Here is a 14,167-nt window from a genome sequence, read left to right as displayed (position 1 = left end):
GTGCGCGGCCGGGCGAAACGACCGGCCGGCCGGTGCGGCGGCGCCTTGCGCTGCGCGGCGCAGCGGACGCCGCGTCAGCCCCGCTGCACGAGCGCCGCGCGATCGCGCGGCCCGTCGCCCTCCGCTGCCTTCAGCGAATTCAGCATCCGCTGCAATGCGCGGGCCGTCTCGATCGGCCGCTCCATCGGGAACAGATGGCTGCCCTCGAGCCACTCGATGCGCCCGTGCGCGGCCCGGTGCGTCGCATCGAGGCCGACCTGGCGCACTTCGCGCGAGCGCGTGCCGGCGAGAAAGCCGACCGGCACCGGCGCGCCGTGCGCGAGCCGCGGACCGAGCGTGTGCGGCAGCGTGCGGTAGATCAGGTATTCGACCTGGCGGTCGAACGCGAGCGTGCGCGCGCCGTCGGCGCCGGCCTGCGGAATGCCGTAGTCGATGTAGTCGGACAGCATGCGCTCGTCCCAGCGCGCGAACGCGGGCTTCTCGCGAAAGTGCCGCCACGCTTCGTCGCGGCTCGCCCAGTGCGTGCGCCGCTTGCGCGTCGCGGCCGCCGGCGACAGCCGCTCGTCGAGCCCGGCCCATTGGCTCGCGCGCAGCGCACCGGCGCGCCATCCCGCGATGATCGGCGAATCGATCATCACGACGCCGCGCACCCAGTGCGGTTTCTTCAGCGCGGCCATCAGCGACAGGTAGCCGCCGAGCGAATGGCCGACGAGCCACACCGGGCGCTCGTAGCGGCGGCCGATGTCGTCGAGCAACTGATCGACCAGATGCGGCCAGTCGCGCGTCACCGGATAGCGGCGGTCATGACCGATGCGCTCGATGTAACGCAGCTCGTAATCGTCTGCCAGCTCGGCGAAGATGGTCCGGTACGTCGATGCCGGAAAGCCGTTCGCATGCGAGAAGTGGAGGATGTCCTTCAAATGCCGATGTCTCCTGTGTCGGCACGCGCCGCGCGTCGCACCGTTATCGCGCCCCTTGCCGCGCCGTCGGCGCTGGCGCACCCGACGCGGCCTGTTTTTGCTCGACGCTTCGGTGCGGCGCTCACCGATCCATCCAGTAACGTCGCCGCGCGTCGCGATACCGTTCGAACGTGAAACCCCCGTTCGACGGCGCGACGTCGAACCGCACGGCGCCGTCGCGATCGGTGCGCGGCAGCGGGATTGCGCGCGCCTCGTAGCGGGCAAGGACCGAGCGGTGCGGATGCCCGAAGCGATTGCGATAGCCTACAGGAAATACCGCGACGCGCGGCTCGACCGAATCGAGGAAAGGCTCGACCGACGATGTGCGGCTGCCGTGGTGCGGAACGACGAGGATTTGCGCGGCGAGCGCGTCGCGCGAGCCGGCGACGAGCCGGCGTTCGGCGCGTGCGTCGAGGTCGCCGGTCAAGAGCGCCGACGTGCCGGCCGCGTCGATGCGCAGCACGCATGACTGCTCGTTCGACCGGCCCGATGCGATGCTGGACGGCCACAACATCGTGAACACGACGCCGTCCCAGGTCCACCGCTGGCCGGCCGCGCAGGGCACGCGATCGGTGACGCCGGCCGCCTGCGCATCGCGCCACAGCCGGTGTTGCGGCACGATGCCGGCGAGCAGCTGGCGAACCTCCGTGCCGGCATAGACGGCCGCCGCGCCGCCCGCATGATCGGCGTCCCCATGACTGAGGACGAGCGTATCGACGACGCGGATGCCGCGTGCGCGCAATGCCGGCAAGACGATCCGCGTGCCGGCATGGGTCGACTCGGGCCCCGGCCCCGCATCGAACAGCAGCGTTCGCCGGGCGGTCTCGACCAGCACCGACTCGCCCTGCCCAACGTCGAGCACGGTCAGTCGGAAGCCGCCGGGCGGCGGCGCATCGGGGGCCGGCGCGACGAGCGGCAGCCATGTGATCGGCGCGGCCCAGCGCAGTGGCCAGCCGCGCGGCATCAGCGCCCACGCTGCGCCCATGCACGCGAGCGCGAGCACCGGCCAGTCGGGTATGCGCAGCCAGAACACGCCGGCCGGCCAGTCGGCGAGATGGCGGAGCAGCGTCATCATCGGTCCGAGCGCCGCATGCGCGAGCCGGAATGCGTACGCGTCGAGCGGCGCCGGCAGCGCGACGCCGGCCAGCACGAGCGGCGTCACGACGGAGCTCACCCACGGAATCGCGAATGCGTTGCTGAACGGCCCCGATACCGACATCTGCGCGAACCACGCGGCGGTCAACGGCGCGAGACCGATCGTCACCGCGTACTGCACGCGGGTCGCGTCCGCGAGCCGCTGCGCTGCACGCTTGCACCATGCGTGAAGCACGCGCCGGCGATCCTGCGCAACGCGCTGCTGCGTCGCGTCGCTGCTGCCGTCGCCAGCGCCGTCGTCAGCGCGTTCGATTTCCGGCGTCGCTCGCCAGCCCGCGACGGTCAGCAGGATCGCGGCGACCGCTCCGAACGACAGCCAGAAGCCAGCCGACAGCACGGCCCATGGATCGACCAGCAGCACGCCGCCGAGGGCCGCGCACAACACCGCGGATGTCGGCGCGCTGCGCCCGGCGAGATAGGCCACCGCTGCGGTTACGATCATCCACCAGGCGCGCTGCGCGGGCACGTTGAAGCCGGCCAGCGCCGCATAGCCGCCGGCGGCCGCGAGCGATGCCAGCGACGCCGCGTAAGGCGCCGGCACCGCCAGCGTAACGGCGCGCCGGCGCCAGCGCAGACGCCGCCACACGAGCGACGCGATCCCGCCCGCGAGCGCGCCGACGAAGCCGACGTGCAGCCCCGAGATCGCGACCAGATGACTCGTGCCGGTATTGCGCAGCACGCGCCAGTCGTCGTCGCCGATCACGGCTTGATCGCCGACCGCGAGCGCGGTAATGATGCCGCGATGGCGCGCTTCGTCGCCGAGCGCATCGCCGATGCGCATGCGCAGCGTGTCGCGCGTCCGGTCAATCGACGCAAGCCATCCCGATGCTCGCTCGTCGAGCAAGATTGCGCGCTCGGGCGCGACGACGTAGCCGATCGCGCGAATGCCGGCGGCAAGCCACGCGGCCTCGCTGTCGCGCACACCGGGATTGGCCTCCGCATGCGGCCGCTTCATGCGCGCGACGAGCCGCCAGCGCTGCCCGCCGTGCAACGCGGGCAGCGTGCCGCGCGCTGCGGGCTCACCGTAGCTGCGCCACGACAAGCGGATCAGCGGCGCGAAGCGGGCCAGCGCCGCATCGTTCGACTCGACCGCGAGCAGCAGCCGCGCGCCGGTTTCGTCGATGGCCGGCAAGCCGCGGATCACGCCCGTGACGACGATGTCCCGCCCTTCCCACTCGACGGGCAGCCCATCGCGCAGCCGCCATTCGGCGCGGGCGGCCGCATAGCCGAAGCCGACTGCAGACGCGATGCACGCACAAAGCACCCAACGGAGCGCGACGAGCGGGCGGCTCCGAGCGCACCGCGCCGACCCGACGTACGCCGCCCCGCATACGACCACCATGATCGCCGCGCCGGCCCAGCCGCCCGCCCCCGGCAACGCCGCCTGCCGCTGCAGCACGACGACGCCGAGCGCGAACGCGATCCACCACACGCGCATCGCGCCTCCTTCGTCCATCCGGCGCCGCCGTCATCGGCGCGCGCACCACGTGACGACGATTATGCGGACGAAAGTGCGAGGCGCGGCAGCGCGGCGAGCGCGTTGGCCGTTGTGGATAGGGACAGCGCGTGGGGGTCGAGGCCGCGCAGTTCGGCGAGCACGGCGCCGATGCGCGGCACCTGGTCGGGCGTATTGCGCGACTTGTACGCCCATTCGGGCGCGATGTCGGGCGCGTCGGTCTCGACGACGATCGCATCGAGCGGCAGCTGCGCCGCGAGCCGGCGGATCTGCAACGCGCGCCCGAATGTCACGTTGCCGCCGAAACCGAGATGCAGCCCCTGGGCGAGATACGCATCGGCCTGCTGGAAGCTGCCGTTGAACGCATGCGCGATGCCGCGCCGCACGCCGAAACGGCGCAGCCCGGCCAGCACGCGATCCTGCGACTTGCGCACGTGGCACAGCACCGGCAGATCGAATTCGCGCGCGAGCCTGAGCTGCCCCTGATAGAAGAATTGCTGCCGTTCTTCGTCGAGCCCCGGCACGAAGTAGTCGAGGCCGATCTCGCCGATCGCGACGAAGCGCGGATCGTCGACGCTCGCCTCGATCTCCATGCGCAGCCGGTCGAGATCCGCGTCGCGCGCGTGCGGCGTGAACAGCGGGTGGATGCCGAGCGCATAGACGGCGCCCGGCGTGCGCTGCGCAAGCTCGCGCACGGTCGTGAAATTGTCGCGCCCGACGCTCGGGATCACGATGCGCGACACGCCGGCCGCGCACGCCGCCTGCGCGACGGCGTCGCGATCGGCATCGAATTCGCCGGCATCGAGATGGCAATGCGTATCGATCCACATGGCTAGCTTCCCTCCTCCGTCGCGATGCGTCGCCCGGCCGCGCATGCGGCGCGAGCGTGCGCTCACGCCGGCTGCGCCGGCTCCTCGTGCAGCACGCCGTCGCGCAAGCGCATGATGCGGTCGCAACGCGCGGCGAGCTCCGGATCGTGCGTGACGATCACGAAGCTGGTTTCGAGCGTCTCGGACAATTCGAGCATCAGGTTGAACACCGTGTCGGCCGTCGCGCCGTCGAGGTTGCCGGTCGGTTCGTCGGCGAGTACGCAGGCCGGCTTCGTCACCAGCGCGCGCGCGATCGCGACACGCTGCCGCTCGCCGCCGGACAGCTCGCCCGGCCGATGCTTCGCACGCGGGCCGAGCCCGACGCGCTCGAGCATCGCCTGTGCCTGCGCGCGCGCGTCCTCGGTGGTCATCCGGCGAATGCGCAGCGGCATCGCGACGTTGTCCAGCGCCGTGAACTCCGGCAGCAGATGGTGGAACTGGTAGACGAACCCGAGCGCGCGATTGCGCAGGTCGTTGCGCTCGCGCTCGGCGAGCTGCGTAAACGGCTTGCCGAGCAGCGACACTTCGCCGGCGCTCGGCTCGTCGAGGCCGCCCAGCACGTGCAGCAGCGTGCTCTTGCCGGAGCCCGACGCGCCCACGACCGCGAGCTTCTCGCCGCGCCGCACCGTCAGCTCGGTGTTGTTGAGCACCTGCACGTTGAAGCCGCCCTGCACGAACGCCTTCGTGATCCCGCGCGCCTGAAGCACGTATTCCTGCATACCAGCCGAATCCTGTCTGATGGGTTGTCGTGAATCCGCGAATGCGGTCGCGCGGTCATTCATAGCGCAGCGCCTCCGCCGGCTTCACCTTCGCGCCGCGCCAGCTCGGGTACAGCGTCGCGACGGCCGACAGCACGAACGCGATCAGCCCGATCTTGATCACGTCGCTGGCGACGAGTTCGGACGGCAGCTCGCTGATGAAGTACACCGACGGCGGCAGGAACTGCACGCCGAACAGATGCTCGATCATCGGGATCAGCCACGGAATGCTCCATGCGATCAGGCAGCCGAGCGCGACGCCCGACGCGGTGCCGACGAAGCCGATCGTCACGCCCTGCACGACGAAGATCTTCATGATCGAGCCTGGCTGCGCGCCGAGCGTGCGCAGGATCGCGATGTCGGCCTGCTTGTTGGTCACCGTCATCACGAGCGACGACACGAGGTTGAACGCGGCCACCGCGATGATCAGCGTGAGGATGATGAACATCATCCGCTTCTCGATCTGCACGGCCGAGAACCAGGTCTTGTTCTGCTGCGTCCAGTCGCGGATGTAGAGGCTGCCCGACAACGTGTGCGACAGCTCGACCGCGACCTGCGGCGCCTTCTGCATGTCGCTGAGCCGCAGCCGCACGCCGGTCGGCGCGCTCATCCGGAACAGCGCCTCGGCGTCGCGGATGTCGATCATCGCGAGCGTGCTGTCGTATTCGTAATGGCCCGATTCGAACACGCCGACGACCGTGAACTGCTTGAGCCGCGGCATCATCCCGGCCGGCGTGATCGTGCCCTCCGGTGCGACCAGCGTGACCTTGTCACCGACCGTCACGCCCAGATTGCCGGCGAGCGCATCGCCGAGCACGATGCCGAACTGGCCGGGCACCAGCGCGTCGAGGCGGCCGGCCTTCATGTCCTTGCCGATGTCGGACACCTGCGGCTCGAGCGACGGCTCGACGCCGCGCAGCATCACGCCGCTCACCGCGTCCTGGCGCGTGAGCAGCGCCTGCGCGTCGACGTACGGCGCCGCGCCGATCACCGACGGATTGCGCCGCGCCTGCTGCGCCGTGAGTTGCCAGTCCGGCATCGAGCCGGTCGGCGAGAACACCTCGACGTGCGCGAGCACCGACAGCATGCGGTCGCGCACCTCCTTCTGGAAGCCGTTCATCACGGACAGCACGACGATCAGCGCCGCGACGCCAAGCGCGATCCCGAGCATCGATACGAGCGCGATGAAGGAAATGAAGCCGTTGCCGGTCGTGCGTTTGCCGGCGCGCGTGTAGCGCCAGCCGATCTGCCATTCGTACGGAAGTTTCAAGCGAATCCTTTCTGCTGGTTACGGCGGGTTCTGCGGGTGACGGCGGGGACGGGCAACGATCCGGCGCGGTGCGCTGCGGCGGCGGCCAGCTGGCCGCCGCAAGCGCGACCGCGGCGGCAGCCGCCGCGCGATCGGGCCCGATCGCGCCGGCCCGAACCTCGGTTCGAACCCTGAGCCGGCCCGATCACGCGCGCAGTTTGCCATACAATGCGCACCATCATGCACGACCGACGCCTCCATTTTCTCGTTCCGTTCGCGCTGCCGTCGGCGGCCGATGCGGCCTCGTCCCTGCACACGCTGGACAGTCCCGCGCTCGAAAAGTTGCTCGCCCGCGCGAGCGTCGTCGAGCGCGTGGCCGGCGAGGACTTCCAGCGCACGCTGCCGCACGAGCGCTGGCTCGCCCGCCGCTTCGGCGCGACCCACGGCAACGCGGCCGACGAGGCGCCGCTCGCCCCGTACATGCTGCTGGCCGACGGCGGCGACCCAGGCGCGCTCGCGTGGGCGTGCGTCGAACCCGTGCACGTCGAAATCGCGCACGATCACCTGGTGCTCGTCGATCCGGCGAGCCTCGCGCTCGACGAAGGCGACGCGGCCGCCCTGCTGGCGGTCGCGCGGCCGCTGATCGAGGAACTCGGCGTGCGACTCGAAGCGCCGCAGCCGGCGCGCTGGTATCTGTCGAGCGAGCAGCTCGCGCGCCTTGCCGGCGCCGCGCCGCTGCGCGCGAGCGGCCGCAACATCGAGATCTGGCTGCCGCACGAGGCGCACACCGGCGAGCGGTCGCGAATGTGGATGAAGCTGCAGAACGAAGTCCAGATGGCGTGGTTCCAGCATCCGGTCAACGAAGCGCGCGAAGCGCGCGGCTTGCCGGCCGTCAATTCGATCTGGTTCCATGCGCAGGGCACGCTCAAGCCGGTCGGCAAGCCGTTCGGGCGCGTGCTGTCGGCATCGCCCGCTGCACTGGGCCTCGCGCGCGCCGCGCAGGCCGAGACCGGCGCCGTGCCGAGCGCCTTCGGCGCGCTGCCCGCCGCGGCCGGTGCGACGCTCGTCGAGCTGCCGTCGCTGTCCGCGCCGTACATCGAACAGGACTGGGCACGCTGGCACGACGCGCTCGCCGTGCTCGAGCGCGACTGGTTCGCACCGGCGCTCGCCGCGCTGCAGAACGGCGAGCTGGCCGGCGTCGAATTCACGCTGTGCGGCGACACGAGCTCCGTCACGCTGCACGCGACGCGCGGCGACCTGCGCAAGTTCTGGCGCCGCCGCGCGCTGGCGTCCCTGTTCGAATGACCGCATCCGTATGACCCGCATCGTTACCCGCCCCGTCGCCCCCGCCGACGCCGCCGCGCTCGCGCGCCACGGCCTGCACCCCGTACTCGCGCGCCTGTACGCGTCGCGCGGCGTGCAGTCGCCGACCGACATCGAGACCGCGCTCGCACGCCTCGTCCCGCCCACCGACCTCAAAGGCTGCGCCGACGCCGCCGCGCTGCTCGCCGACGCGATCGCCGAGCGGCGACGCCTGCTGGTCGTCGCCGACTACGACTGCGACGGCGCGACCGCCTGCGCGGTCGCGGTGCGCGGCCTGCGCATGTTCGGCGCGCAGATCGACTACCTCGTGCCGAACCGCTTCGAATACGGCTACGGGCTCACGCCGGAGATCGTCGAGCTGGCGGCGGCGCGCAAGCCGGACCTGCTGATCACCGTCGACAACGGGATCGCGAGCGTCGCCGGCGTCGAAGCCGCGAACGCGCGCGGCATCGACGTGCTCGTGACCGACCACCATCTGCCCGGCGACGCGCTGCCCGCCGCACGCGCGATCGTCAACCCGAACCAGCCGGGCTGTGCGTTCCCGAGCAAGCACATCGCCGGCGTCGGCGTGATGTTCTACGTGCTGCTCGCGCTGCGCGCGGAGCTGCGCCGGCGCGGCGCGTTCGCGAGCAAGGACGCGGAGCCGCGCCTCGACGGGCTGCTCGATCTGGTCGCGCTCGGCACCGTCGCCGACGTGGTGCGGCTCGACGGCAACAACCGCGTGCTGGTCGCGCAGGGGCTGCACCGGATCCGCAACGGCCGCATGCAGCCGGGCATCGCCGCGCTGTTCCGCGCCGCGGGCCGCGACGCGCGCACCGCGTCGGGCTTCGATCTCGGCTTCGGCGTCGGGCCGCGCCTGAACGCGGCCGGACGGCTCTCCGACATGTCGCTCGGGATCGAATGCCTGATCACCGACGACATCGGCCGCGCATGGGAGCTCGCGCAGCAGCTCGACGCGATGAACCGCGAGCGCCGCGAAATCGAGGCCGGCATGCAGCAGCAGGCGCTCGCCGATCTCGCCGACGTCGATCCCGCCGACGCGTGCACCATCACGCTGTTCAACCCCGCATGGCACCAGGGCGTGATCGGCATCGTCGCCGGGCGGCTCAAGGAGAAATTCCACCGCCCGTCGTTCACGTTCGCGCATGCGGACGAAAGCGGCACGCGCGTGAAGGGCTCGGGACGGTCGATTGCCGGTTTCCATCTGCGCGACGCGCTCGACCTCGTCTCGAAGCGCGAGCCCGACCTGATCGTCGCGTTCGGCGGTCATGCGATGGCCGCGGGCCTCACGCTCGACACCGCCAACGTGCCGCGCTTCGCGGCCGCGTTCGAGGCCGTCGCACGCGAGTGGCTGTCCGACGACGCGCTGGCGCGCGTGATCGAGACCGACGGCGAGCTCGAGGACGCCTATTTCACGCCGCAGTTCGTCGGGCTGCTCGACGAGGCCGTCTGGGGCCAGGGCTTTCCGGCCCCGCTTTTCTCCGGCGAGTTCGACGTCGTGTCGCAATCGCTCGTGAAGGAAAAGCACCTGAAGCTGCAGCTGGCGCGCGGCCGGCAGCGCTTCAACGCGATCTGGTTCAACCACACCGAGCCGCTGCCGGCGAGCGCGCTGATCGCATACCGGCTGGTCGCCGACACGTGGAACGGCGTAACGCGCGTGCAGCTCGTCGTCGAGCACGCGGCCGGCTGAACGGCGGCCGCGCGCCATCCCGCCGGCCGCGCGTGCGGCGCGCGGCAACGGGCCGCCGCACGCATGCAAGCACACTCCGCGTCACCGGGACACCCCGCCGATCGGCTATAATTCCGCTTTTTTACGAAGCAAAAACAGCGAACGATCATGGAAGCGGAACGTCTCAACGCGATCGAAAGCTCCCTGCTCGACCTGCGCAACCGCGCGGGCGAGCTTCGGGGGTATCTTTGACTACGACGCCAAGGCTGCGCGTCTGACCGAAGTCAACAAGGAACTGGAAGACCCGAACGTCTGGAACGATTCGAAGAACGCCCAGGCGCTCGGCCGCGAGAAGAAGCTGCTCGAAGGCGTCGTCACGACGCTGACCGCGCTCGATAGCGACCTGCGCGACGCGCTCGACCTGTTCGAGCTCGCCCGCGAAGAAGGCGACGAAGACACGCTGCTCGCGTCCGAAGACGACGCGAACAAGCTCGCCGCGCGCGTCGGCGACATCGAATTCCGCCGGATGTTCTCGAACCCGGCCGACCCGAACAACTGCTTCATCGACATCCAGGCCGGCGCCGGCGGCACCGAGGCGTGCGACTGGGCGTCGATGCTGCTGCGCCAGTACCTGCGCTACTGCGAGCGCAAGGGCTTCAAGGCCGAAGTGCTCGAAGAATCCGACGGCGACGTCGCCGGCATCAAGAACGCGACGATCAAGGTGTCGGGCGAATACGCGTACGGCTTCCTGCGCACCGAAACCGGCATTCACCGGCTCGTGCGCAAGTCGCCGTTCGACTCGTCGGGCGGCCGCCACACGTCGTTCTCGTCGGTGTTCGTGTATCCCGAAATCGACGACTCGATCGAAGTCGAGGTGAACCCGGCCGACCTGCGCATCGACACCTACCGCGCCTCGGGCGCGGGCGGCCAGCACATCAACAAGACCGACTCCGCGGTGCGGATCACGCACATGCCGACCGGCATCGTCGTGCAGTGCCAGAACGACCGTTCGCAGCACCGCAACCGCGCCGAAGCGATGGCCATGCTGAAGTCGCGCCTGTACGAAGCCGAGATGCGCAAGCGCCAGGCCGAGCAGGACAAGCTCGAATCGAGCAAGACCGACGTGGGCTGGGGCCACCAGATCCGTTCGTACGTGCTCGACCAAAGCCGCGTGAAGGATCTCCGCACGAACGTCGAAATGAGCAACACGAAAGCCGTGCTCGATGGCGATCTCGACGACTTCATCAGCGCGAGCCTCAAACAGGGCGTGTAAGCGCCGCGGCGCGGCCCCTCGGTCGCGCCGCCCTTCCCGTTTGCGTTGCCGCACCCATTCCGAATTCCGACCATCATGACCGAACCGACCCAAACGCAGCCCGCCGTCGCGGCGGACGAAAACCAGATCATTGCCGAGCGCCGCGACAAGCTGCGCGCGTTGCGCGAGCAAGGCGTCGCGTATCCGAACGATTTCCGGCCGACGCATCACGCCGCCGAGCTCCAGTCGACCTACGCCGACTCGGACAAGGCTGCGCTCGAAGCGAACCCGGTCGAGGTGTCGGTCGCCGGCCGCATGATGCTCAAGCGCGTGATGGGCAAGGCGAGCTTCGCGACGGTGCAGGACGGTTCGGGCCAGATCCAGTTCTTCGTGACGCCGAACGACGTCGGCGCGGAAACCTACGACGCGTTCAAGAAGTGGGACCTCGGCGACATCGTCGCCGCGCGCGGCGTGCTGTTCCGCACCAACAAGGGCGAGCTGTCGGTGCAGTGCAAGGAGCTGCGTTTGCTGGCGAAGGCGCTGCGCCCGCTGCCGGACAAGTTCCACGGCCTCGCCGACCAGGAAATGCGCTATCGCCAGCGCTACGTCGACCTGATCGTCACGCCGGAGACGCGCGACACGTTCCGCGCGCGCACCAAGACGATCTCGTCGATCCGCCGCTTCATGGAGAACGCCGACTTCATGGAAGTCGAAACGCCGATGCTGCACCCGATCCCGGGCGGCGCGGCGGCCAAGCCGTTCATCACGCATCACAACGCGCTCGACATGCAGATGTTCCTGCGCATCGCGCCGGAGCTGTATCTGAAGCGGCTGATCGTCGGCGGCTTCGAGCGCGTGTTCGAGATCAACCGTAACTTCCGGAACGAAGGTGTGTCGCCGCGCCACAACCCGGAATTCACGATGATGGAGTTCTACGCCGCGTACACCGACTACCGCTGGCTGATGGACTTCACCGAGCAGCTGATCCGCCAGGCGGCGATCGATGCGCTCGGCACTGCGACGATCCAGTATCAAGGCCGCGAGCTCGATCTCGCGAAGCCGTTCCATCGTCTGACGATCACGCAGGCGATCCAGAAGTACGCGCCGCAGTACACCGACGGCCAGCTGTCGGACGACGCATTCCTGCGCACCGAACTGAAGCGCCTCGGCGTCGACGTGTCGCAGCCGGCCTTCCTGAACGCCGGCATCGGCGCGCTGCAGCTCGCGCTGTTCGAGGAAACCGCCGAGTCGCAACTGTGGGAGCCGACCTACATCATCGACTACCCGGTCGAAGTGTCGCCGCTCGCGCGCGCGTCCGATACGGTGCCGGGCATCACCGAGCGCTTCGAGCTGTTCATGACGGGCCGCGAGATCGCAAACGGCTTCTCGGAGCTGAACGATCCGGAAGATCAGGCTGCACGCTTCAAGAAGCAGGTCGAGCAAAAGGACGCGGGCGACGAGGAAGCAATGTTCTTCGACGCCGACTACATCCGCGCGCTCGAACACGGGATGCCGCCGACCGGCGGTTGCGGGATCGGCATCGACCGTCTCGTGATGCTGCTGACCGACAGCCCGACGATCCGCGACGTGCTGCTGTTCCCCCATCTGCGCCGCGAAGACTGACCGGCCGCGCCGCGTGTGCGCCCGCACGCCGCGCGGTGCCCACGCGGCGGCTTTGTAACCGCGCGTAAATCCCGCCTGCCGGCGCTCGCCGGCATTCGCTCCCTCCCCGTTTTATTTCCTCGCCGCGACGGCTTGCCTCGGGTTTTCCCGAGATCGGCCGCCAATGCGCTGCTTCAATTGGTTACACCTTGATACGGTGCGCGCAGCGCGCGTCGACGACACTCCTGTTGCGTCACCACGCATGACCACGGGACCGGAACGCGGCATCGCACGCCACGTCCGATCGCTCCCGAGCGTGGGATCCGGCCGCCGCGCTATTGCCGGCCGAATCGACACCGGAGAAGAAAATGGACAACCAGAATCAGACCACGCCGCAAAAGCAACGCCTGCACCCGCTGATCGCGACCGCCGCAGGCGCCGTCATCGTCGCCAGCCTGGCGGCCACCGCCGCCATCACGGGCATCTTCCCGAAGGCCAGCAGCAACAACGAGCAGAACGGCCAGACCCAGGCCGCGCTGATCGCGTCGCAGCCGGCCGTCGACACGGCCGCTGCGGCCAGCGCCGCGCGTGCCGCGCAAGCCGAGCAGGAAGCGGCGCAGCAGAAGGCCGAGCAGCAAAAGGCCATCGCGCAGGCCGAGCCGAAGCCGGCTCCGCGCCCGGCGGCCACGCACCACCGCCGTGCCCCGGCGCCGCAGCCGCCGCAATATGCGCAGCAGTCGGGCGCGCCCGCGCAGCCGGCCTATTGCCAGAGCTGCGGCACGATCGTCGCGATCACGCAAACGCGTACGCCGGGCCAGAGCTCGGGGATCGGCGCGGTCGGCGGCGCAGCGGCCGGCGGCCTGCTCGGCAACCAGTTCGGCCGCGGCAACGGCCGCACCGCGATGACCATCATCGGCGCGCTCGGCGGCGGCCTGGCCGGCAACCAGGTCGAGAAGCAGGTGCGCGCGGAAACCGACTATCAGGTCGAGGTCCAGATGGAAAGCGGCGCGACCCGCACGTTCACGTACCACAACCCGCCGCCGTTCGGCCAGGGCCAGCGCGTGCGGATCGAGAACGGTACGCTGGTGGGCGCGTAACGTCGGCACGTAACGCGGCACGGTCACCCGCGCCGTCGCGCTGAAACGAAAAAAGGCTCGTGAGGATTCACGAGCCTTTTTGCATGGGCGGGCTACGGTGTAACGACTCAGTCTTCGTCGTCGAAGTCGGATTCGTCGATCCAGTGCGCCTGGATCGCTTCGAGAATCTTCTCGCCGGAGTGTGCCGGGTCGTCCGAGAAGCCGTCGAGCTCGATCACCCATTGGCGCAACTCGACGAAGTTGATCCGCTGCGGATCGACGTCCGGATGCTTGTCTGCCAGCGCGATTGCGATTTCGCGCGAATCGGTCCATTTCATCGCCTGCCCTCCCGTATGCGCTGCCGCGGCGACGCGTCAGTGATTTTCCTTCGCGTGGTTGATCGAGTACTTCGGAATCTCGACCACCAGATCCGAATCTTCCGTCACGATCGCCTGGCACGACAGACGCGACGTCGGCTCGAGGCCCCAGGCCTTGTCGAGCAGGTCGTCCTCGTCCTCGTCGGACGGCTCGAGCGCGTTGAAGCCCTCGCGGATCACCACGTGACAGGTCGTGCATGCACACGACTTCTCGCATGCATGCTCGATCTCGATCCCGTTGTCGAGCAGGTTGTCGCAAATACTCTTGCCGGGCGTCGCGTCGATGACCGCGCCGTCCGGGCACAGTTCGACGTGAGGCAGCACCACCAGTTGAGGCATGTCGGTTCCGTCAGTCAAGGTGCGGCGGCTCGCGCCGCACGGTTCAATATCGCACCGGCCGTCGCCGGGCCGGTGCGGTTCGT

General features: G+C 69.5%; 12 protein-coding genes. 5 read left to right on the top strand and 7 right to left on the bottom strand.

Translation table 11 applies throughout. From position 1 onward, the window contains the following. Window positions 1–74: 74 nt before the first annotated feature. From EX20_RS00135 to EX20_RS00115, 5 genes are all read right to left on the bottom strand, one after another. Entirely contained in the window at window positions 75–920 is an 846-nt protein-coding gene (locus EX20_RS00135; RefSeq protein ID WP_011885399.1) for an alpha/beta fold hydrolase, read from the bottom strand. Window positions 921–1,041: 121 nt separating this feature from the next. Then, window positions 1,042–3,552, bottom strand: a complete 2,511-nt coding sequence (locus EX20_RS00130) for a DNA internalization-related competence protein ComEC/Rec2 (RefSeq protein WP_034192570.1) — start codon at window positions 3,550–3,552, stop codon at window positions 1,042–1,044. 59 nt (window positions 3,553–3,611) lie between these two features. Further along, window positions 3,612–4,400, bottom strand: coding sequence for a TatD family hydrolase (locus EX20_RS00125; protein ID WP_014723275.1), 789 nt, complete (start codon window positions 4,398–4,400; stop codon window positions 3,612–3,614). A 62-nt stretch (window positions 4,401–4,462) separates the two neighbouring features. Further along, window positions 4,463–5,221, bottom strand: coding sequence for a lipoprotein-releasing ABC transporter ATP-binding protein LolD (gene lolD / locus EX20_RS00120; RefSeq protein WP_011885402.1), 759 nt, complete (start codon window positions 5,219–5,221; stop codon window positions 4,463–4,465). Continuing rightward, a complete protein-coding gene (locus EX20_RS00115; protein ID WP_034192431.1) occupies window positions 5,214–6,467 on the bottom strand; it encodes a lipoprotein-releasing ABC transporter permease subunit in 1,254 nt (417 codons plus the stop codon). The genes lolD and EX20_RS00115 overlap by 8 nt, the downstream gene beginning before the upstream one ends. 207 nt (window positions 6,468–6,674) lie before the next feature. On the opposite strand from EX20_RS00115, the gene EX20_RS00110 reads away from it, so the two are divergent. From EX20_RS00110 to EX20_RS00085, 5 genes are all read left to right on the top strand, one after another. Further along, window positions 6,675–7,751 carry a hypothetical protein gene (locus tag EX20_RS00110; protein WP_034192430.1) on the top strand — a complete coding sequence of 359 codons (1,077 nt, stop codon included), beginning with the start codon at window positions 6,675–6,677 and terminating at the stop codon, window positions 7,749–7,751. A gap of 10 nt (window positions 7,752–7,761) precedes the next feature. Continuing rightward, entirely contained in the window at window positions 7,762–9,459 is a 1,698-nt protein-coding gene (recJ, locus tag EX20_RS00105; RefSeq protein WP_011885405.1) for a single-stranded-DNA-specific exonuclease RecJ, read from the top strand. A gap of 147 nt (window positions 9,460–9,606) precedes the next feature. Continuing rightward, window positions 9,607–10,711 (top strand): peptide chain release factor 2 gene (prfB, locus tag EX20_RS00095; RefSeq protein ID WP_106919330.1). Its coding sequence is split into 2 segments (ribosomal slippage): window positions 9,607–9,687 and window positions 9,689–10,711, totalling 1,104 coding nucleotides; the frame shifts between segments, so codons are not numbered across the junction. Window positions 10,712–10,786: 75 nt separating this feature from the next. Beyond that, window positions 10,787–12,313: a lysine--tRNA ligase gene (gene lysS, locus EX20_RS00090; RefSeq protein WP_011885407.1), complete on the top strand. Its 1,527-nt coding sequence runs from the start codon at window positions 10,787–10,789 to the stop codon at window positions 12,311–12,313. A gap of 347 nt (window positions 12,314–12,660) precedes the next feature. Then, complete coding sequence (locus tag EX20_RS00085) at window positions 12,661–13,389, top strand: glycine zipper 2TM domain-containing protein (RefSeq protein WP_014723279.1); 729 nt, start codon at window positions 12,661–12,663, stop codon at window positions 13,387–13,389. A gap of 107 nt (window positions 13,390–13,496) precedes the next feature. Here the strand turns inward: EX20_RS00085 and iscX are convergent, their stop codons facing one another. Together iscX and fdx are read right to left on the bottom strand one after the other, a co-directional pair. Continuing rightward, window positions 13,497–13,706 (bottom strand): Fe-S cluster assembly protein IscX, encoded by a 210-nt coding sequence (iscX, locus tag EX20_RS00080; protein WP_011885409.1) that lies wholly within the window; start codon window positions 13,704–13,706, stop codon window positions 13,497–13,499. A gap of 36 nt (window positions 13,707–13,742) precedes the next feature. Further along, window positions 13,743–14,084 (bottom strand): ISC system 2Fe-2S type ferredoxin, encoded by a 342-nt coding sequence (gene fdx, locus EX20_RS00075; RefSeq protein ID WP_011885410.1) that lies wholly within the window; start codon window positions 14,082–14,084, stop codon window positions 13,743–13,745. Window positions 14,085–14,167: the final 83 nt, after the last annotated feature.

The organism is Burkholderia sp. WP42, assembly GCF_000745665.1.
Classification (GTDB): domain Bacteria; phylum Pseudomonadota; class Gammaproteobacteria; order Burkholderiales; family Burkholderiaceae; genus Burkholderia; species Burkholderia vietnamiensis.
This window is presented reverse-complemented; position numbering and strand designations above follow the sequence as displayed.